This window comes from Psychrobacter nivimaris (assembly GCF_043419765.1).
In the GTDB taxonomy this organism is placed as follows: domain Bacteria; phylum Pseudomonadota; class Gammaproteobacteria; order Pseudomonadales; family Moraxellaceae; genus Psychrobacter.
In genome coordinates this window covers 18981-40792 of record NZ_JBHOFX010000006.1, presented here as the reverse complement: position 1 = coordinate 40792, position 21812 = coordinate 18981, and the positions used below count along the sequence as shown (strand labels likewise).

The 21812-nt window shown below is 41.8% G+C and carries 13 protein-coding genes; 4 read left to right on the top strand and 9 right to left on the bottom strand.

All coding sequences use genetic code 11. The annotated features are described in order from the left end of the window. Nucleotides 1–100: 100 nt before the first annotated feature. Nucleotides 101–2137, top strand: a complete 2037-nt coding sequence (locus ACHEVO_RS12320; RefSeq protein ID WP_394125123.1) for a DEAD/DEAH box helicase — start codon at nucleotides 101–103, stop codon at nucleotides 2135–2137. Nucleotides 2138–2444: 307 nt separating this feature from the next. Further along, nucleotides 2445–2804 (top strand): hypothetical protein, encoded by a 360-nt coding sequence (locus tag ACHEVO_RS12315; RefSeq protein ID WP_394125122.1) that lies wholly within the window; start codon nucleotides 2445–2447, stop codon nucleotides 2802–2804. A 57-nt stretch (nucleotides 2805–2861) separates the two neighbouring features. On the opposite strand, the gene ACHEVO_RS12310 is transcribed toward ACHEVO_RS12315, so the two are convergent. From ACHEVO_RS12310 to ACHEVO_RS12270, 9 genes are all read right to left on the bottom strand, one after another. Further along, nucleotides 2862–3014: a DUF2256 domain-containing protein gene (locus ACHEVO_RS12310; RefSeq protein WP_394125121.1), complete on the bottom strand. Its 153-nt coding sequence runs from the start codon at nucleotides 3012–3014 to the stop codon at nucleotides 2862–2864. A gap of 45 nt (nucleotides 3015–3059) precedes the next feature. After that, nucleotides 3060–3230 carry a DUF2256 domain-containing protein gene (locus ACHEVO_RS12305; protein WP_010196547.1) on the bottom strand — a complete coding sequence of 57 codons (171 nt, stop codon included), beginning with the start codon at nucleotides 3228–3230 and terminating at the stop codon, nucleotides 3060–3062. A 266-nt stretch (nucleotides 3231–3496) separates the two neighbouring features. Continuing rightward, the gene (locus ACHEVO_RS12300) at nucleotides 3497–9691 is read right to left on the bottom strand and encodes a DNA repair ATPase (protein WP_394125120.1); all 6195 of its coding nucleotides are present in this window, start codon (nucleotides 9689–9691) and stop codon (nucleotides 3497–3499) included. 392 nt (nucleotides 9692–10083) lie between these two features. Beyond that, the gene (locus ACHEVO_RS12295; RefSeq protein WP_394125119.1) at nucleotides 10084–12162 is read right to left on the bottom strand and encodes a flotillin family protein; all 2079 of its coding nucleotides are present in this window, start codon (nucleotides 12160–12162) and stop codon (nucleotides 10084–10086) included. Nucleotides 12163–12441: 279 nt separating this feature from the next. Next, entirely contained in the window at nucleotides 12442–13098 is a 657-nt protein-coding gene (locus ACHEVO_RS12290; protein WP_394125118.1) for a hypothetical protein, read from the bottom strand. A gap of 142 nt (nucleotides 13099–13240) precedes the next feature. Continuing rightward, nucleotides 13241–14203 carry a Xaa-Pro aminopeptidase gene (locus ACHEVO_RS12285; protein WP_394125117.1) on the bottom strand — a complete coding sequence of 321 codons (963 nt, stop codon included), beginning with the start codon at nucleotides 14201–14203 and terminating at the stop codon, nucleotides 13241–13243. 377 nt (nucleotides 14204–14580) lie between these two features. Beyond that, complete coding sequence (locus ACHEVO_RS12280; RefSeq protein WP_394125116.1) at nucleotides 14581–15066, bottom strand: META domain-containing protein; 486 nt, start codon at nucleotides 15064–15066, stop codon at nucleotides 14581–14583. Nucleotides 15067–15412: 346 nt separating this feature from the next. Then, the gene (locus ACHEVO_RS12275) at nucleotides 15413–16525 is read right to left on the bottom strand and encodes a lipase secretion chaperone (protein WP_394125115.1); all 1113 of its coding nucleotides are present in this window, start codon (nucleotides 16523–16525) and stop codon (nucleotides 15413–15415) included. A gap of 46 nt (nucleotides 16526–16571) precedes the next feature. Then, nucleotides 16572–17648 carry an esterase/lipase family protein gene (locus ACHEVO_RS12270; protein ID WP_394125114.1) on the bottom strand — a complete coding sequence of 359 codons (1077 nt, stop codon included), beginning with the start codon at nucleotides 17646–17648 and terminating at the stop codon, nucleotides 16572–16574. A gap of 298 nt (nucleotides 17649–17946) precedes the next feature. Between ACHEVO_RS12270 and map the strand changes: the two genes are divergently transcribed. Together map and glnD are read left to right on the top strand one after the other, a co-directional pair. Continuing rightward, nucleotides 17947–18738, top strand: coding sequence for a type I methionyl aminopeptidase (map, locus tag ACHEVO_RS12265; RefSeq protein ID WP_371548431.1), 792 nt, complete (start codon nucleotides 17947–17949; stop codon nucleotides 18736–18738). 239 nt (nucleotides 18739–18977) lie between these two features. Beyond that, nucleotides 18978–21734 carry a [protein-PII] uridylyltransferase gene (gene glnD, locus ACHEVO_RS12260; RefSeq protein ID WP_394125113.1) on the top strand — a complete coding sequence of 919 codons (2757 nt, stop codon included), beginning with the start codon at nucleotides 18978–18980 and terminating at the stop codon, nucleotides 21732–21734. Nucleotides 21735–21812 lie beyond the last annotated feature (78 nt).

The following is a 21812-nucleotide window of genomic DNA, read 5'->3' as shown; positions in this document are numbered from 1 at the left end:
TACAAATATATAACTATCTTTTGGTAGTGAAATAAGTATCTAATATAGACTATAATATTAATAATTAAACTAGTGTCAACGTCTTTCTGGAATGAAATTTATGGATAATATAAATACAGCTTACTTTTTCTCTAATCCACAAATAGAAAATCAGCCAGAATTTTCAAAATATATAAATCATCTTAGAGCATACTCAAAAGAAGTCGAAAAGCAAATATATTTTCTAAACCGAACTTTAATAGATGAGGTAGATTATGATCTGGATTCAGTAGGAGTAATACTAAAACCAGATCACAAAATTATCTTCTTCAAATTAGACGATGTAGATGATGAAGAGTTTGAAAACTATATAGATGATTTTATTGAAGATATAGGCTATTTAGCTACTAAATATGAACATACAAGTATTCTAGGAAGACCAAAAAAATGGCGTAATAGCCTAACGGTAACAGAAACATTTACAAGCCCTAAAGATGCTACTGATAATTTAGATAAGAACTTATTAGAAAATTACGATGATAAAAGGAATGCTAATTTACTCATTTCACTTTTAATAGGTAGTATTAATGATATAGACAATATCTCACAAACTGCTCCAGAAGATGCTCTAACAGCTGTAAAAAAGAAAATTATTCTTTTCGATGGTGATCAAACAAGATTTATTCATAAGAAACTAGATAAAGATATTATAAGAATTCAGGGACTTTCTGGAACTGGAAAGACCGAGCTACTCTTACATAAATTAAAAGAAATTTATACTAATAATAGTGAAAGTAAAATTCTAGTTACTTGTCATAATAAAATACTTGCTGATAGTTTGAGGAAGAGAATACCGAAATTCTTTGATTTCATGAAAATAGAGCAGCAAATTCTCTGGGAAGAAAGACTATGGTGTGTTCACGCATGGGGATCACGATCTAATATTAATTCCGGTACTTTAAGATATATCTGTGCATTCTACGATATTCCATTTGAAACATTCTCAAGGAACACAACATTTGAAAATATCTGCTCAAGAGCAATTGAAGCTATCGAAGAAAAATCTACCGAGGGAAAACCCTTTGATTATATCATTATAGATGAAAGCCAAGACTTTCCTGAAAGCTTTATACGGCTATGCGAGCTAGCTACAACAAGAAAAGTATTCATAGCTGGTGATATCTTCCAAAGTATTTTTGACGATCCTGAAAAAGCATTTGTTGAGTCAGACTTCCTATTGAACCGTTGCTATAGAACAGACCCCAAAACGCTTATGTTCAGCCATGCTTTAGGAATGAATCTTTTTGAACCAGACAATCAACTTAGATGGCTTGAGGATGAGCAATGGGAACAATGTGGTTATAAAATAGAAGATCATGAAAACGAGTATATATTAAGTCGAGACCCTGTTAGAAGGTTTGAGGATATTGACTTAAACAAGCTTAGTGTTCAACTAATTGATTCAAGTCATAATTTAAATCCTTCAAATGAAATTATTACAATCATAAAAGATTTGAATTCAAGGTTTCCTACTCTTAAACCTGATGATATTGCTATTGTCTTAATAACTGATAGATTTAGAAGTAATAATTTATATGACCTCGCTAAAACTGTAGAGAGAGAAATAATTACTAATTTTGACGACTGGGAATGTAATATAGCTTATGAATCGAAAGAAAAAGTTAAAGACAAAGTTTTTATTACAAATACAAACAATATCAAAGGCTTAGAGTTTCCATTTGTAATTTGTATTTGCAATAAATTATCCAATACTCATTTCATCAGAAATAGCTTATATATGGCTCTAACAAGATCTTTTTTAGAATCCTACTTAATAACATTTGATGGAAACAGCAAGAGGATTAACCATATAAAAGAGGGTTTAAGTTATATCAATAACAACCTCCAAATTAAGTGTCAAGTTCCATCCATTCAAAGACAAAAGGAAATTAACACTGAAATGAGTATTTTAAATGAACGGGGTTTAACTCCTGAAGAGTATATAATGTCCTTAATAGAAACAAGATCAGATTCAGATCCAAAAACACTATCTATAATTTACGAATTTTTGATTAATTATGTTAATAGAAACCCATCAATAACCAACGAGGATTTAGCTGATAAATTTAAAAACCTAATTAAAATCCACGAAAGTTGATAGGCTTTTTATGTTTCATTTCAAAATAAACCAAAGATTATATAATAATTTATTCGATTTCCCGATACGTAATAAATTTGACTCAATAAAAATGTTAATAAACACATTTGATTATCTCATTAACTACGCTAACATTTCATTCAGCTCAACAAGTTATTGTTTCGAAATATTTATTAAAAATCTTGATGGCTACAGAATTTTCTATGTATTGGATGATAAAATTTTTACGATATGCAGTCCTTTTAAAATTAGTATAATAAGCAATGAGATAGTCATCTCACACAACTTAATTGGCAATCTTAGAAATATGGAAATCTCTTTGCTTAAAAGAATATTCAATGAAGAAAACATCTTCATGATAAAAGATGCTATGAATTCATACTGCTTATTAGAAGATATTATAAATGAAGATTTTAGTGGAACTACTCTACTTCCTACTACTGTATGGGAGCTATTAATTAATTTACTTAACTATGAAAGTGGGTATGTTAGATATGACTATGACCCTAAAAATACAAAACCTGAGAAAATTCATCCCCTTCATCATTTAGATATTTCATATAACAACTACTCAACATATAAGTTTGGTCTAAGTAATAGAATCTTAATAGAGGATTTTATTGATATTTTTGATGCTAATACTGAACAGTATTATATAAAAAAATAATTTAAAAACAGCGGATTGAAGAATATTTTTTATGATACTTATGATTACGTCTTTCGATTACTCTGATTTTCTATTATCCTTACTCCTCCGACACCGCTCCGAACAATAAATCACCTGCTCCCAGTCTTTCTCCCATTTTTTACGCCACGTAAACGGGCGCTGGCAGACGGGGCAGGTTTTTTGCGGTAGGTTTACTTTTTTATGTGCCATCGTCTGCCCCCTTATGTCTATATAATCCTATTTCATTACTAACGACTACTTATCTTCTTTTTGATGATCTAGCCCTTCATATTTTTTCACCCGTCGGCATTGGTCTGAGCAATAGACCATGCTCTCCCAGTTTTTATCTAACTTTTTAGTCCAGCTAAACTCGCGCTCGCAGACAGGGCAAAGTTTTTTGCGGACGTTCTTCTTTTTGTGCGCCATAATTTTCTCATTGGTTTGATATAGTCGATTCACTACCATCGGATACGGTGTCAGTCTTGCTTAACCTACTGTTTGTAGCAATTTTACTCGCTGTCACTGTATCCAAAGTAGCTGTTGCCGACTATATTACCACTGTCTCTTAATCATAAGCCCTATTTATAGTGCTATTCATAAGTGCAAGTCATCAGCATTGCTCATAAGCGTTAATAATCAATCATTAGTTGTTAATCGTCAGTTATTAATTGGTAGTGACTAATCGTCAGCTACTAATCATAATCGTCAAAGATTTTATTAAGTCGATTTAGACTATTAACGATTAACTTGCCTGATTGATCGGTACTGCTATCAATCGCCAGCTTCTCATCCATCCGCATCGTCAATGGCTCTAATGCTTGCTTGAGGGCAGTTGCCATCAATGCGGTCTGCTGATGAATATTAGGGATATCGCTATCGGCTGTTTGATTATCATTATTGCTAACCAAGCTATCCGCCATTTTTTGCGCCAGTTGTTCAACAGCGTTGACTAGCTGCACCATGAGCTGTTTTTGTGCATATTGGTTTTGCTTGAGATACTCGCCTTCTGCCTTTCCAGCATTGTGATCATGCTTATATATTTGTAGCAATTGACTCACGCTTTTCTCAAAGCCGTTATCGATGCTATCGCTGACGACTTTGGCATTGTTAATGACGCTATCGGCGAGGATTTTCTGTGCTTCTAATTGGCCGTTTAACTGTGCATCGAGTTGCGCTTGTTGCCCTGCTTCTCGTAAGCGAGCGATTTGTTCAGGATCATTTTTCGTTAAGTATGTCTCAAACTGGCTACTGATGGCATTGAAACCACTGGCCAAGTCGACCAACTGGGCGACGATACGTGCGCCCGTATCGCCATCTTCACCGCCCATGGCTTTGTTACGTAGGAAGTCGGCTTTGATTTGCGCCCAACGCTCTGTTTCTGCGTCGGTCAACACACCACGCATCTCACCAAGCTTGAGCAAGTTGCTCTCTGCGCCTTGGGTCAATAGCTGCGACTCGCCCAGATAGTGATCATCTATCAGCTGGTTCAGCTCTTCTTCATTCATGACCGCCGATAGCTTTTCGGTCATCTTGTTCATATTACGATAACTGCCTTGCAGCTTAAATATCGGCTCAACACGATACTTATCATCTTGCGAGGCGGAGGCAATATAGGCTTGGTTGACATCCAAAATGACTTCTTGCACCCTAAACATATGGCGCAAGATGGCAATGATTTCGTTAACTTCTGAGGTGCTATACGGATACGTCAGATCACTGCTTTGTGCTTGGGCAAGATTCGCATTGTCCGTTTTTGCCATTTTAATCAAACGATGCACATCGCTTAAGTCACGGTTGGCCATTGGTGCGAGGACGGTATTAGAGGTCAGCGAGTTCTCGATATAACTGAGGGCAAACACCTCTTCCATGCCGCTCATGATATCGCCTAAGTTGTAAATATCGGCACGGTTGGCGAGCATGTCCGGCACTTTAAATGCCTCGCCGCTTTCGGTGTACGGGTTACCTGCCATGACCACGCAGAACTTTTTGCCACGCATGTCATAGGTCTTAGTCTTACCTTGCCACACGCCATCGATACGGCGTGTGCCATCGCCGAGTGAGATAAACTTCTGCAAAAATTCCGCATGGGTATGCTGAATATCATCGAGATAGAGCATGACGTTATTGCCCATCTCAAATGCTAAGTTGATTTTATTCAGCTCTTCTCGGGCAGTGGCATTTGGTGCTTTTTCTGGATCTAAAGAGGTGACGTCATGACCGAGTGACGGACAGTTAATCTTCATAAAGATAAGGCCAAGACGATTTGCCACGTATTCCATTAAGGTGGTTTTACCATACCCTGGTGGCGATATCATCATGAGGATACCCATCAAATCGGTACGCTTATCCTCGCCGACCGTACCCATCTGTTTGGCGAGGTTGTCACCGATGAGTGGCAGATAGCTCTCGTTAATCAGACGGTTACGCACAAATGAGGACAGTGGACGCGGCATAAACTCGTCCAGTCGCAACGTCTCTTTTGAGTCATGCAATATCTCTGAGCGCATGGCCAGATAACGTCTATAGGCAGGAATGACTTGGGTATCATGGTGATGCAGACGATTTAAGAAATCATCAACCGCAAAGGTTAAGGTCTGCTGATGAATACGTATATGCTCACCCAGCAAATTATTAACTTGTATCTCAAGCGATACCTTACCCGTGCTACGTTCAAAGCTTTGTACTTGATTGAGCGGATTATTAATACTGGTCAATGATGTAGTCGATGAAACTGGCGACGAGGTGATTGAAGAAAATGACAAGGCCGATGGCGTGGTACTTGCGCCTTGATTGCCCAATCCTTTAGCACTTAACCCTTTATTAAAAGCCCCTTTATTAAAAGTAGCACCTGAATCAATCAGTCGTTGTACCAAGGCTTCACGCTGAGCATCATTTAACTGCGTCAGTAAGACAGCAATGGCTTCAGGCACATAATGACGGCCGCTCTCTAGCTGTTGCTTGCGTAGCGCGTTTTGTGTTTCAATCTCGGCAAGCTGCTCTTCACTGAGTGTTTCGCCTGCCTCATCCGTGCCATCAGCTAATACGTTAGCCGACTCAGCACCACCATAAGTCTTATCAAGTAGTGCATGGAACCATGTGGCTAGTAGCTCATAGGCTGATTTGGGTTGGAAGCCAAGCTTACTGATAGAAGACTGTAGTTGGTCAAAACTGGCCGTCGCTTGCGTGCTGCCTGAGGCACTATTTAGCGTTTGGCTTAGTTGATCACATAACTGCTGCGCTTGTTGACTGGTTTGCCATTTTATTGTGTTATGTGCGCCAGCATTCGATTCAGCTGACTGACCCATGACGCTCACCAAGTATTCACAAGCAAGCTGAACGTAGCTTGGTTTGAAAATATTGGCGTTATGAACATCACTGGTATTTGAATCTGACTCTGGTTTTGATGTTGACTGCTTGCCGGCGCCATTATTAATGCCAGTACCGTTATCAGCGCTAAGACTGTCGTCATTATGAGCCATAACAAAATGACGCATCACTTGGCTCATGTCTTCAACCAATAGCGATTTGGCCGTATCACTGCCTAATGCACGGCGCAGTTGCTCAGCGGTAGCAGCTCTATCCGTCCAGTTATTTGCGCGTGTCAGCACTGATTCATTTAACCAAGCGTCATAACCAAATTGACGCAAGCTGTCTAGACCAAGTGCTTGTACAATGTTTAGTTGCCAATAGAATAATTGCGCCAACGCACGTACTTGCGGGGTATAAATCAGTAGCCCTGCCTCACGCAACGTTGGCAATATTTGCATCAATAATAGCGTGGCATCATGGTCATGAATGCCTTTGTCATAACCAAGCTGATAGCGAGGTGTGGCATAAGCTTTGACCAACTTGGACAATGGACTGTCGTTATCAATGTCGCCATTAATGTCTAGAGTAATAACAGTTGCATCGTAGGCTTGATATAGGCGCGCTTCAGTCAAACCCTCCTGGCTGTTCTTAGCACTTTCGATAATGCTATAGGCTAAGTACTCGGCGCGGTACACCTTGTCAGACTCGGAGGCGATATTCATGTCCCAATACGGGCGCAAGGCGTTTAGCTCAGCATTATTAAGCACTTCATAATAATCTGTACCCGTTAGATGCAAATTCAGCACACGCTTGCCGTCTGACTGTTGACGACTTAATAAGGTCAAATCAAGCGGCTGAGTATTGACCGAAAAACGGTGCTTACCCAGTTTGATGATTTGGCCACCATCTTCAAACAAGTCCGACTTGTCTTTTAGACTCTTATAGCTCTCGATTTGGATGGCTTTTAGACGCGCATCGATGTCATCAGCTTTGACGCTAAAGCCCATCGCTTGCAGCTCTTTTGCGATGTTGCGGACTTTTTGCACCAGACCATCAGCGGCAAAATACGTATTTAACGCTTCTTCCTTTGTAAAGCCTGTGACGCCTGTGCTTTGCGTGCGTTTTTTAATACTCTCAAGCATCCGCAGCGCGCCATCACCTAAATTTTGCGCTTTGCGATTACGAGCATCAAGCAGTTGCTGCTTATGGTTTTCAAAGGTTTCGTAAATCTCTTCACGCTTGCTGATGATATCTGCTAAAAACTGGTCGCCACTATTGGTTTCTGGATCAGCGAACTGACTCTCTAACTCTTCTAACTGTACCAATAACTTTGCCATTTGCTCGTCTGATTTCTCAGGCGTATTGGCAATGGATAATGCATTGGCAATAGATTGACCAAACAGCTTAAACTGAGCACCAAATTGCGCAACGGCCTCAGCAGAGCCTAGGTTTTTGCGTTTATGATTGAGCTTGGCTTTGCTCTGATTTAGGCTGGCATAAATGGTCGATATGTCATCGATGATTTGCGTGCGTACTGTGGCATCGGCCACATCTAGCGTCCCTAATAGCTCAGTTAATAAATCTAACCCTTTCGCCGTTTCATCAATTTTTTCTAGTACGGGTTTTAGTTCAGCATTGGTTTCTGCCGTATTTAAGCGCTCACTGACATCGACCAATATGCCTTCGTAGCTTGATAGCGCCTCTTCACCACTTAAAAACAGCACGGTTTTTTCAGCCAGCTCGCTTTCGGCCTCTTCTAATTGCTTTTGCAGCGCTTGTAACTTATCAGCATCTAGATAACGCAAATCCTCCAAGCTGACCAAACGGCCTTTTTGGCGTCTTAATGCTGACAACTGATCGACATAATCACTGGCAGACTCAAAGCTAGTAACGCGTATCTGCCGCAAAATCTCACTTTGCTGCGTATCAGCATCGCTCAAAGCCGTTTGGGTTTGCTTTTTGATGCTTTGTACTTTGGCGAACTCATCAATGACCAGCTCTGCTGTCACCGTCACTTCTTTAATACTACTGGCGACTTCGCTCAGCTCAGGCTCAGACAGCCAATAATAGCTGTCAAAGAGACGACTGGTATTGTCAGCCAACTCTTCATAGAGCTTTTGAGAGACACTTTGATTATCAATCAGGCGAGTAATGCTATACAGGTCTGAGATACCACGTACCAGCTCTTTATTGCCGATTTTGCCATAGAAGCTCGTGCTTTCTGGCAGCTCACTCACATACTCGTGTGAGGCATAAGGGGTATGCCATATCTGCATCGGGTGAATACGAGATGGCTCACTTTGGTCACTGAACAGTACCAAACGCCCATTCTCAGCCAAGGCCATACCGTTGCAATAGATAGGATTTGCCAATTGCTTTTTAATCAAATTATAAGGAAACAGCCCCGTGATACCCAAGTCTCTATCATAAAACAAGAATAAAACATCTTCCCCATTTGGCGATATGATTTTGCGTTTGAACTTTAAGTCTTTGGCGTCCACATTATTGGCATCAAACAGTTTATATTCGCCCGTTTGCAGATAGTAGCCACCCGGAAATATGATGCCGTGGTCTTCTGGTAGCTGCACACACGATTGTCCAATCACATCCAAACGTAATACCGCTTCGGTTAAAGTGTTATAAACAAAATAACGGTAGTCCTCTTCACGATAGGGCAATATTTTGAGCAGGATTAAACTGCCAACTTTGGCATAAGCAATCTCGGCATCGGTCAACGACTGAGTACGATCTTCGACAGGCTCACTATAGATACCCTGCCCTGACTGCGTATTATCCTCAATCTTGATGGTCAGATCTCCACCGACCGTCTCTACAAATATCGTATCCAAGATATTCATATGCGGATATTTGCCGTTGATCATCTGATCGCGTGTGGTTTCTATCCAGTCAAAATCATAGGCAGGCGGCAGTTCAATGTCACGCTCGCCACGATTGTCGACGTAAGCGACTTGAGCAGACTCTGGTGTGCCTTGGCTAAAATCTAGCGCGAAACGGAACACTCGAATATCAGTGATGCGCTCTCCAATCTGAAACGCTAATAGCAATTTGCTGTCTTTCACCGTTATTTGAATTAAGCGCGTTTGCTTATAATATCGGTACAGCTCATTGAAGTCTTGGACAAAGGCATCTTGACCCAAAAAAGTGCCTGTTAAATCGACCTCTTCAAGTTGGTACTCTTCTTCACTTTCGACTGGCTCAATCAAACGATATAGCGACAATACATCCTTAACATTGCTTGCACGTTTGAGTCCCATAAAAACGTTGTAGCCAAACAGTAGATATTCGCCTACTTGCACCATATCCTGCGCCACACAGTTATGTTCGGTACGGATACGCGTACGGGCGATGACTTGCATTTGAGTACTGCCGAACTCTTCAAGGCGTGCAGTATTTAGCGTGGCCGTCTGTTGCTCTAAACGAGCACCTTGTTCTGTCAAACGTTTTTTGATGAGCTCATAAGCATTGCCCGAGGCAACCGCCTGATCAGTTTGGCTTGCTTGATTAGCATTAGGGTTGTCATTGCTATCTGGAGTGGTTAGGTTTTGCGTGTCCGCCATCGTTGCTCGTCCGTTTCTATTTTTACATAATATAGTCAATCCTTTATAAAAGAGCTACAGCGTTAACCTCGCTTGAAGTATCACATATACATCTGCACTCGGTTGCCTTGACTCTCTTTTAAACTGAATCCACTATAAGAGAATTTTGGGCAATAAAGAATCATTGAAAGTAAAGAAGCACTTGGCTAATCTAAAAAAACGAGGGGTCACGGCTGATTTTTTAGATTAGCCAACTCATCATGATTCGTCATTCTGAATCACCCTGAGTTAGCCAAAAAAATCTGCCGCCTAAACGACAGATTTTGTATTTCAGAGAATATTACTTATTCATACTGTTAGATAAAAACTTACTCACTAATACTTGCCCATTAAGACTAGGCATTTAGACCCTATTAATAAGTCGTTTTATCATCATTTTGCTTGGTTGCTTTCATGGCTTGACTGGCCATCACACCATTGATGATACCGCTCAACGTATCTGACTTACCTGCTAGGCCATCGATGGCTTTACCGATAGATAGTGACTTGGCAAAGTTATCAAAGAAATGCGCTTCGCCGCCAACAATATCGATTTTGGCTTTTTGTAGTGCTACTGCCAATACTTCAGCATTTTCTTTGGCAATCTCTTTACCTGCGTCGATCGATGCCAGTGCTTCTTGCAAGGCTGTCTCAAGACTCATGCGGAACTCTTCGTGCTCACGCGCTTCTTTATTCATGCTACCCATTGCATTGAATTTCTCGACCAAACCATCTGCTTCGGCTTGGAAGTGTGCGCGAGTGATTTCGGCTTTTGCCAGTCCAACTTCGCGTTCTGCTTTGGCATTAGACTCACCGCGTGCTGCGATGATTTCAGCATCTGCCATACCTTTTTCACGTTCAGCCTTGGCAGTAGATTGACCACGAGCAGCAATAATCTCTGCATCGACCATACCAATGTCACGCTCAGCTTTCGCCTTAGATTCACCGCGAGCCGCGATAACCTCAGCATCTGCCATACCTTTTTCACGCTCTGACTGCGCTTCAGCTTGTCCAGTCGCTCTAATAATATTGGCTCTAGCAATGCCTTCTTTTTCCATAGAGACCGACTTGGCTTCTTGGATAGCAGCTTCAGCAAAGCCATGTGCAGACTCTTCGGCTTTAATACCTTCAGCCATTCTGATTTTGGCTTCTGACTCTTTGGCAGAGGCTTCAAGGTTAGCCGTAGCAAGCGTAGTGATTTCAACGGCCTTATGCTTGGCTGACAGCTCTTCGGCTTCGGCTTTTTTCACCTGACGTACTTTGATTTCTTCCGCATCGGCTTCTGCTGCTAGCACGCGTGTCTGCTTAGAACGCTGCGCTTCACTAACTTCGCGAACTTCTTTGATACGCTCTTCTTCTTGCGCCACTGTTTTGTCGACCGCAATACGCTCGCGGATGACATTGGCGATTTCTTTTTTCTCAAGTTCAATCGCACGTTCAGCCTCGATACGTTGCAAGTCAACTTCACGCTCACGAGAGACGATTTCTAAGTCACGGGCACGCGTAACCTTCTCTTCTTCGATGACAACTGCACGCAGACGATTTTGACCTGCTACTTCAATTTCACGTTGCTGATTCTCTCGCTGAATCGCTAAGTCCTGCTCAACCATGATGACGGCCGTTTCTGACTTCTTACGCTCTTCTTCTTCAATCTTACGAGTTTCAGCCGTTTCACGGGCAATCACTGACGATATTTCACGCTTTTGCTTGGCTTCAGCATCGGCTTGTTGACGCTCAAGCTCTAGCATCGCCTCTCTGGTTTCAACGTTCTTTTTCTTAACCGCTAGCTCTTCATCACGTTCAAGCTCATTGGTAATAACGTTTTGAAAAGCCGTTAGTTGAGTAATCTTTTTGATACCTTCAGCATCTAGGATATTACTTGAGTCCAATGACACTTTCGGTGTTTGCTCTAGATAATCGATCGCGACATCTTCTAAGACATAGCCGTTTAGATCGTTACCGATTTCTTGAACGATACTGTCACGAAACTCGCTGCGGTTTTCAAACAATTTAACGAAATCTATTTGCTTACCAACTGTTTTTAGCGCTTCTGAAAACTTGGCATTAAACAGCTCATTAACAGCGACTTTATCTGATGCTCTCTCAACTCCAACCGATTTGGCAACTTTTAATACATCTTCTTCGGTTTCATTGACACGTAGATAAAATGCGACTGTAATATCAGCACGCATATTATCGGCGCAAATTAGTCCTTCTTTACCGCGTCTATCCACTTCTAACGTGATGAGCGAGATTCTCATCAGCTCTTTTTTATTAATAACTGGCCAAACAAAGCCACCATCAAAACGTACGGCTATTTTGCTCACACCGTTGATAATTAGTGCTTTGCCCTGCTCAACCTTAAAATAAAAGGCTTTGAGCATCAACAGTGCTGCCATAATGAAAACAAACGCCAGCACCACAACCACGCCGACGATAATGAGTATGTCCATGTTTATTCCTTTAATTGAAACATTCTATAGTCAGTTCTATATCTATCAGATGCTCGGTCCGGCTTGCTCAACTACTCTATGTAGCAGTTTCACTTGCCTTTCTCATATCTAAACTAGTTGAACCAACAATAACTAAATTTAAAACCGTTCGTATGATGTGAAAAATAGAGATTTTTTAGCTCAATATCTGTTTATTGTTTATCAGCGCTTATCTAATTTTCGAGTTTACTCTATGCTAAAAGCGATGATAGAAAGTCGTATCGACTAAACGATTTATAATTATTTATCTTCAACACGAGCGACTTGATAGGTATGTGTTTCTTCTAAATACGCGATCAACATCACTCTATCGCCCTTTTTCAGTAAGCTAGTACTGTTGTCTGAACGAACCTTGAGTATCAAACCTGCACCGCCATCATTCAATTCTGCCTCACCGTGCTTGTCCGTCACACTAAGTGTGCGCACAATCGCGATTTTGCCTACATTATTAGCAGAATTACGTTTGGGGATTCTGGCAATGTTTTTGCGGATGGGTGAAATGATAATGCCTGTCAGCCACATAGAAACAACCAATACGAATATTAGTGCCCCTGTGCCAAACACGTAATACAGAACACCAGAGTCAAAATTTTGATGTAAGAAACTGGTATACAAATAGCTCAACAACCAACCGATTAAACTAATTAAGCTTAATATAATGACTAAAGGCACACCGTAGAGACCAAACTTCAACATGAGACCTGTAAAAAAACCGGTCGATGATAAATCAGAGACAGCAGCATCACTACCTGTCTCTACAGCATCCACGCTGTCCATATCTGCCATGCCGAGTAAAGATACCACCCAATATAGAGTAACGAACATCACAAGACCGGTGAAAACAATCGTTGGATATAAACTTATTTTGGTGATGAACACGAAAAAAGCCTCTTGCATTACGCGGGTTCTCCCTTTGTGAACCTAATCTTCTATTTGTAATAACCTACTACAAAAGCTAAGGCTCTTCACTTAATATTTATAAACTTATGTTGTTTTACAAATAAGTTTATATACATATCACGGCATAAAACATACTTCTCTAACGACCCCATATCGGTGAGCGTACGACTCCACCATTTTGACCGCTAATGGCATAGCTGATATTACCTGACAGCGAATGGATAACTAGACTACCACCATTTTGGCTTGCTACTTGCCCGCCCACACTCAAGCGGCGAGTTGGATAGACGGCATAATTGCCAGAGGGAGATAGACGTGCAGGCTCATCAAGCCCTGTTTCTGCCAGGTTGACCACTTGCCCAGTCGTCAAGGTCATGACAGCCGCCTTGCGACCATTTAGATAAGCCATACGCTGACCATCTAAGCTAAGCTGAGGACTGGCCACATACCCATTTGTTGATACAGCTGTCGCATTGCCCGTAGCGAAGTCATAACGATAAATTCGCGGTCGTCCAGCACGGACTTTATCACTGGTATAGACAAAGCTCTTGCCATCAGCAGCATAACTGGGCTGTACCTCTGTACTCGGCAGAGTCGTTAACTGCTGGGTATTGCCATCACTCAGACGCATCTTATAGATATCAGCATTACCACCGACAGTAGAGCTATAGAGCAAATCTTGACCATCGGGTGAAAATGACGCTGACATATTGCTGCCTTCAGCATTTACCACTAGGTTGCGCGTATTGCTACTACGATCATAAATATAAATTTTGGGATGCTCACGCGGGGCTTGTTTGCTATAGGCAAGCAGTTGTCCGTCTGCCGACCATGCTGGCGCATAGATATAGCCATTAAGCTGATCGATGAGCTGACGATCGCTACCGTCAGGACGAATGCTATAGAGTGTCGATACTTTCGCCGTACCTACGCCCTGCTCTTCTATATAGGCAATGTATCCTTGGCGATCAATCACTGGCATACGTGCAGTCAGCGGACTGGTCTCAACTGTACTGATTGGCTTTTTTACTGAGGTATTAGGTAATGTCTGGCAACCGGTAAGCACAGCAAATACGCCGATGGCAATAGGTGCTTTTATCATTAGTCTATCTATGTTTGATTTAGATAGACTCCCTTTACATATGGTTGTTTTATTTATGGCAGTTTTCAGCATAGCGTCATATCCAACAGAGCTTGATGATAAAAGTCTTATAAATATCTAAAAAAGCGATCGTTATCGACATAAATTCAGAGCCATCACCATCAATTTAAAAAATCAAAGATATTACAGAAACATTACTCTAGTGTAACCTAAACTGGACTAAATTTTGGATAAAAAAATGCCCCACTTGATAGCGAGGCATTTTGCGTTTCAAGAAGAGTAGCTTTAAATGAGCAATTTTAAACGAGTAGTTTTAGACAAATAATTTTAATTGTTTAAACTCACGAACCAGTCAAACTGTTTACTCAATCATTAAGCTACTTTGCAACGGCTTTAAAATAAGCGACTTGATCATCGTTTTTAATGGTCAAAATAGGCACATTGTTGGCATTCTTACTAAGGCTGTACTTACCTTTTACAGTGGCTAAGGCAGCAGTATCAAAGCTGGCTTGCGGTTCAGGACATGCCATCATAGTACTGATGCCGTTTTTAATCTCTACTTCACCATTTGCGACACTATATCCAGCACCCATGCTATTACAGGTGTTCATAAATGCCACGTAATCTCTACCGTTGTCATTCATAAAGTTTAACGTTAACGGCTTGGCTGGGTCAAAAAATAGCTGCGTTACCTTATCACCATTGCTACGTTTGGCATCAACGAGCTGCCAGTTGTGTGCTTGCAAGACATCTGCAGTGATTGGCTGACTGACTGGCGCAGGCAAATTCGTCGTCTGACAACCCGCAGCAAGTGTACCAACTGCCAATGTCGCGGCCATCATTACTTTAGTCATGTTCTTCATATCAACTCCTCGCTTTATTGCATCCGATACTTTTACTAGATACCCTATCTGCATGAGTCATCAGCGCTAATAGACAAGCGATAAGCTCTAATAAACATAGTAAAATCTCGGACTTATTATGATTCATTTATTGTTTTATTTAATGCTCTAAACAATGGCAATATTGTGCATGACTCACAGGGAGGTGTCATCATAAACTGAGTAGTTATTCGGAATGCATTTTGTACTACTTTGCAAATATCTGACTATTTGCCCTTGTTAGTATCGAAATGACCTGCTAAATACAATCTGCTAACTCTATCTATCCGTATCAACGATGGTTATTGACGGTAGCTAGTGACAGTAATTATGGATTATTGACAGCTTGCTGTCGTTGCAATGCCGCATAACCATCCAGACGCTTACGCTCAGTATCATCAAATAATTGCTGCTCAAGCTGATCTATCTGAATTTGCGCTTGGGCTGCATCGACACCTTGGCTTAATAAGCGACTTTTTTGAGTTTCATACTGGGTGAAGCGTTGGTCAAAATTAGCGTCTTCTTGATCTACTTGTGCAAGCCTTTCTGCTGCCGGCGCGCCTACTAACTCTCGGCGCATATTATATAATTCCTCAGGCGTTGCACCGCGAGCTTTCATCTGTTCAGTGCGAGTCATTAACTTGCTAATATTGGCCTGTTGCATGATATTGGCTTTAGTAGCATTCTCTGGCAATCGACTAATATAGTCCTGACGGGCAGCTTGTTTTTGTGCGTCAGACATCTGCTTATTTTGGTCAATTCTGACCATCTCTATACTATAATTATCGTAATCATCCTCTGCGCCAAAAAATGCTGTAATGGTTGGCTTGTCAAAGTACTGCTGTCGTAGATTAGCGATATCTTGTTTTTGTTGGGCAACTGCATTCAAGTCCAGCTCACCACTTTTGGTCGCCTGTAATTGCAGATTACCATAACGCTTTTCTATCTCAGGAAGTGCTTTAAGATAAGCAACATATCGATTAAAAATAGTGACCGCTTGGCTAGCGGCAGGCTCTGGTGTGTGATGACGAATATAACTCTCCACACGGGCAAATATAACCGCTTCTTCTTCCTCACCCAGGGCTGATAAAAAATAATCGAACAAACGCCGCAGACCTTCAGTGACGACTAACTGTTTATTTTCATCGATGATGATTTCACCATCAATTTGGGTGCCCTTTAATGAGCGTGGTAAATTTTCTAATCCTGTGACAAATTGAGACTGGCTGGGTGTCGTTGTCGCTTTCACTTTCACGACTTGTCCCGCAGCCAACTCAGTTATCACTGACTCGCTACTCTCATTATCAGAGACGGAGGATTTGATTGAAGTTGAATTTACATCGTTACTAGGCTTGAACCACAAAATAACCGCCGCTGTGGCAATGATAACCACGGCGATGATAGCAATTGTTGCATAGGTTGGACGGCGGTTATTTGACATAAACGATATTTCTCAATTAATGAGCATTCTTGTTTTGTAGTTCAGCTTATAGGTTGGCGTTTTTCAGACGGTTTACCTGAGTACGATAGATAGATTTTGGCTCAGACTCTCCCCATGCCGTCAGACCCAAGACTTGATCAGCGGAATCCAAATGGTTCATTCTATAATTATCACGAATCACATAGCCAAGACGACTTGAGCAAGCAGATACCAATCCATCATTAGACTCACCTGCAAACGGTACGCCCGTTGCGGCTAATAGGTAATCGCTAGGATCAAGTGCGCTCGTTATTTGCCCGACGCCGCTAAACGAATAGTACTTGATGCCATTGACCGCCGTACTAGTCGGTTGACCACAATAGTTTTTTGGCATTGCTGCAGGAAATTTGGCATTGAACTTAGCAGCACCATCGGTCGATAGAGCCACGAGCGCTTGCCAGCCATCTTGTTGTTGAATTTGATTGAAACTGATACCAGAACCAATATCTGTAAAGCCACCAATCAGATTAAACACGCCTGATACTAGCTGGGTGGTGACATTAGATGGCTGTCCAGAAGTATTATTTGGCTCAAGGACATTTTTAACAAAATCAGCGGTTTTTGATCCTTGCTCTGGACTTGATACTGCGGTTACTGAAGCCACGTACTTTGGCGCGACGCCAGCGACATAACGAATATCTATACCGCCCTGACTGTGTCCAAACAAATTGACTTTAGATTCACCTGAAATGGCAGCAATGGTCTTGACCTGTTGTAGCAGTTGCTCACCTCGAACTTCGCTGTTATTGACCGCTGACGTTTTGGTGGTATATACCTCTGAGCCACCTTTCATCAAGTCTTCTGGAATCCCGTTAAAATAATCAATGACTCCAAATAACGTCGTGAAGCCGCCAAGTCCATGTGCTAAGACGACTGGATATTGAGTTTTAGTGTAACTAGAAGTGAAATATTTACTGTCTACCAACTTGCAACCGTTAGCATTGGCACAATTATAGTATTGTCCTGCAGCTTGAGCAGAAGTGGTTTGTATGGTCATTAGAAGTACACTAGCACTGATTGAACCCAGTATCGGTAACAATGTCTTTGGTGTGAGAGCTGCACGAATGTACAAAGAAAGCGTCATAACAACATCCTTGTTATCATTGATTTGGTTATTTTTACTGCACAACTACAGTAAAAATTGCTGCTAATTCCGTTAGCAGGCAAAATTACATTACTTATATATCCTGCAACATTCAACTAATTTGTCAAAATATGAATATATTAGTCTGACTAATGAGTCATATAAGCCCTCACCATGTTGTAAAGCAATTATTCTCAATGATAATGATAGGTACACTATCACTTAACGTAAAAGTGTCACTAGTACGTTTATGGTATAATCTATCCACAATGAACCCATAATTATAAGATATACGATGATGACTAAAAAATCCCTTATCCAGTCTCCAGAAGCCATAGAAAAAATGCGTGTGGCCGGTAAACTCGCTAGTGATGTGCTTGTCATGCTCGACGAGCATGTCAAAGTGGGCGTCAGTACCGAAGCGCTCAATCAGATTGCCCATGACTATATTGTTAATGTGCAGCAGGCTATCCCTGCCCCACTTAATTATAATGGTTTTCCAAAATCTATCTGTACCTCAGTTAACCATGTTGTCTGTCACGGTATCCCAACCGAAAGCAAGCTACTAAAAGATGGTGATATTATCAACATCGACGTGACTGTTATCAAAGACGGTTACTATGGCGATACCTCAAAAATGTGGATTGTTGGCAACGGCTCTATCATGGCACAGCGTATTTGCAAAGTGGCACAAGATGCCCTTTATGCGGGTATGAGCGTGGTCAAGAACGGTGCACGTCTAGGTGATGTCGGTGCTGCTATTCAGGCCGTTGTCGAGCCTGAGCGCTTCAGTATCGTTCGCGAGTTCTGTGGTCATGGTATCAGTGATGAATTTCACCATGAGCCACAAGTCATGCACTATGGCAAAAAAGGCACTGGCTTTGAGCTAAAAACAGGTATGACGTTTACCATCGAGCCTATGATTAACCAAGGCACGTGGCAAACTAAGATTTTGCCTGATGAGTGGACGGCGATTACTAAAGACCGCAAATTGTCTGCTCAATGGGAGCACACCATGGTCGTAACAGACAATGGCTGTGAGGTATTTACTACTCGCCCCGAAGAAGATTTAAGTTTTTTGACGCAGTAGTACAATCAAAGATCGCTTAGGCGGTCTTTTTTTTGGTCTTTAATTAGGGCATATTGAGTATTGTGCTTATAGACACTTTGTCTTTATACTCAGATGACCTGATAACTTTTATTGATATATTTATCAGCACCTTTATTGGTACATGCTATTCGTAATTTTTATCAGCCATCAGCACATTAGTTGCCCAATAGCGCTCAGCTCAAACGTTCTATCTCTAAACTCTTAACTGGATAACACTCATGTTTAATTGTGATATCGCCTCTGTTGATTTGACGCCTTTACCGATACTACCAAGTGAGGTGGCGACAGACTCATCCCAATTGTCAGCCAAAAATATGACAGACAAGAATCTACTTGGCATTCCTGAATGGTTGGCCCAGATCAACGACGATATCAGCCGCTCACTAGAACGTGGCACCAATATTCGTCAGCTGGTTGCAGCACGTGCTTGCGCTATCGACAGCCTATTGATTGCATTGTTTAAATGGTTTGAGTTAGATAAAACTGATTTGGCGTTTTTTGCGACTGGTGGCTACGGGCGCGGTGAGCTATCGCTTTATTCAGACATCGATATTTTGCTCCTGTCTCCTGGTGAAATAGGTGCTGATGTCAGTAGTAAAATCGACAAACTGGTTGCTCTACTATGGGATATAGGACTAGAGCCCGCGCTCTCTGTACGTAGTGTTAATGACGCGCTAGAGGCCGCGCTTGATCATACGATTGCCAGTGCTCAGCTAGAGGCTCGACTCCTAATCGGTAACGAGGCATTGCAAGACATGCCTGCTCAAATCGTCAATAAACAATGGTCTCCGCGCGCATTCTTTGATGTAAAAATGGAAGAATCCAAAGCGCGTTACTTGCAGCACAATGCTACCGAGTACAACCTTGAGCCCAATATCAAAACAGCACCGGGCGGACTACGTGATATCCATATCATCGGCTGGGTCACTAAGCGTTATTTTCGCGTGAGCAAGCTATATGATTTAGTGCAACAGAACTTTTTGACCGAAAAAGAGTTTGATGAGTTGAGCTTTGCCGAAGGGTATTTATGGCAAATTCGTCATTACTTACATGTACTGACGGGCCGTAATGAAAACAAGCTGTTGTTTGATTATCAGCGTGAGATTGCTCAGCTGATGGGCTACGAGACCCAGCCCGACGACCAGCCTAATGCTGCGGTCGAACGGTTTATGCGCGACTACTATCGCTGTGCGATGCAGATATCAACACTGTCTGAGATGCTGACCAATCATTATTATGAAACGATTATAGAGCCGCAGCTGCCTGACGATGAACGTCCAAAAAAACAGCCTATAAATGCGCGATTCAACCGTATTGGCAACCAGATTGCCATTGCGCATCATCGAGTTTTTGCACAGCACCCAGATTCTATCTTAGAGATGTTCTTATTGATGGGTCAGCATGGCATCGATAAAGTTCGCACCCATACCCTGCGCGCACTCAAAATTGCCGCACGAGGCATCGATCAGATATATAGAGACAATCCTACTCACAAAGCGCTGTTTTTATCGAATCTAAAAGAACAGAATTACCTATTTCATCGTCTACGTACCATGAATCGCTATGGAGTATTGGGTAACTATATTCCTGCGTTTGCGCAAGTCACTGGCCTCATGCAATATGACTTGTTCCATCGATATACGGTAGATGCGCATACCTTGTTTTTGATTAGAATTTTGCACCGATTTACAGATCCGGCCTTTCAAGAAGAGTTTCCACTGGTTAGCTCTATCTTTCAGCGTATCGAGCGTAAAGAGATTTTGGTGCTGGCAGCCATGTTCCATGATATTGCTAAAGGCCGTGGCGGTGACCATAGTGAACTTGGTCAAACTGAATCGATTGAGTTTTGTTTATCGCATGGTATGAGCTTGGCGGATGCGAATTTAGTAGGCTGGCTCACGCGCTATCACCTTCTCATGTCAATTACTGCACAGAAAAAAGATATCTCAGACCCTGAAGTAGTGACTATTTTCTCTGATCTCATCGGTAACGTGACTCATCTAAACCATCTGTATGTACTGACGGTGGCTGATATGAATGCGACTAACCCACAGCTATGGAACAGCTGGCGGGCGACCCTCATGAAACAGCTATACTCACAAACTCGGCGCATCTTGCGCGCTGATATCGATGCGCCCACCAATCGTCAAGATATGATTAGTGCCACACGCAAGCAAGCGTTGACGATGCTAGATAATGTCAATAACCAACATATGAACCGCGATGAAGTATTGCGTCTGTGGGATGACTTGGGCGATGAGTATTTCTTGCGAGAGATTGCAGAAGATATCTTATGGCATACCGAAGCTATTTTGAACCACCCACCGATTGGATTGGCTTCTAATGCTGATAGTCCACCGTTGGTCGTTTTGCGTGAACATCGCGAATTGGCACTTGATGCGGTACAGGTCTTTGTCTACACCCAAGATCAGATGAATTTGTTTGCCGTTACCATGGCAGTATTTGATCAGATGAATCTAGATGTTTTAGATGCACGCATTATCACAGCGACCCGTGACTTTGCTTTGGATTCTTATGTATTGCTAGATCCTAGTGGCACATTGTTAGTCGATGAGGAGAGCCAACAAGAGCTAAAACAACGCTTAATTGACTCGTTCAAAGACCCTACCGTACTTAAACTGACGAACAAGCGTATGCCGCGTCAGTTAAAACACTTTGAAGTAAAAACGGTGATTAACTTCGAATTCAATGAAGCATCAGATCAGCACATCTTGAGCTTAGAAACGCTTGATCAGCCAGGGCTACTGGCACGAGTTGGGCAAGTGTTTTTGCAAGAGCAAATCGAAGTACATGCTGCGCGTATTACCACTCTAGGTGAGCGTGCTGAGGATATGTTTTATATCAGTGATCAAAACGATAAGCCACTATCACCTGATAGACTGGAAGCATTAAAGGCAGCTCTGTTAGCCAGTCTTACCGTTCAGAAAGAGCATAATAGCGTAATATATTTTTGATACGGCTAGATAGTTTTGGTTAGCCATTATTTTGAATATTAACTAGCAAAAGTAGTCTGATAGTCATCATAGAAGTAC

What these genes read in the sequence shown, in the direction of transcription:
- ACHEVO_RS12320 (WP_394125123.1), top strand. Translation starts at nt 101, where the DNA reads ATGGATAATATAAATACAGCTTACTTTTTCTCTAATCCACAAATAGAA.
- ACHEVO_RS12285 (WP_394125117.1), bottom strand. Translation starts at nt 14,203, where the DNA reads ATGATAAAAGCACCTATTGCCATCGGCGTATTTGCTGTGCTTACCGGT.
- ACHEVO_RS12280 (WP_394125116.1), bottom strand. Translation starts at nt 15,066, where the DNA reads ATGAAGAACATGACTAAAGTAATGATGGCCGCGACATTGGCAGTTGGT.
- ACHEVO_RS12270 (WP_394125114.1), bottom strand. Translation starts at nt 17,648, where the DNA reads ATGACGCTTTCTTTGTACATTCGTGCAGCTCTCACACCAAAGACATTG.
- ACHEVO_RS12295 (WP_394125119.1), bottom strand. Translation starts at nt 12,162, where the DNA reads ATGGACATACTCATTATCGTCGGCGTGGTTGTGGTGCTGGCGTTTGTT.
- map (WP_371548431.1), top strand. Translation starts at nt 17,947, where the DNA reads ATGACTAAAAAATCCCTTATCCAGTCTCCAGAAGCCATAGAAAAAATG.
- ACHEVO_RS12290 (WP_394125118.1), bottom strand. Translation starts at nt 13,098, where the DNA reads ATGCAAGAGGCTTTTTTCGTGTTCATCACCAAAATAAGTTTATATCCA.
- glnD (WP_394125113.1), top strand. Translation starts at nt 18,978, where the DNA reads ATGTTTAATTGTGATATCGCCTCTGTTGATTTGACGCCTTTACCGATA.
- ACHEVO_RS12315 (WP_394125122.1), top strand. Translation starts at nt 2,445, where the DNA reads ATGGAAATCTCTTTGCTTAAAAGAATATTCAATGAAGAAAACATCTTC.
- ACHEVO_RS12305 (WP_010196547.1), bottom strand. Translation starts at nt 3,230, where the DNA reads ATGGCGCACAAAAAGAAGAACGTCCGCAAAAAACTTTGCCCTGTCTGC.
- ACHEVO_RS12275 (WP_394125115.1), bottom strand. Translation starts at nt 16,525, where the DNA reads ATGTCAAATAACCGCCGTCCAACCTATGCAACAATTGCTATCATCGCC.
- ACHEVO_RS12310 (WP_394125121.1), bottom strand. Translation starts at nt 3,014, where the DNA reads ATGGCACATAAAAAAGTAAACCTACCGCAAAAAACCTGCCCCGTCTGC.
- ACHEVO_RS12300 (WP_394125120.1), bottom strand. Translation starts at nt 9,691, where the DNA reads ATGGCGGACACGCAAAACCTAACCACTCCAGATAGCAATGACAACCCT.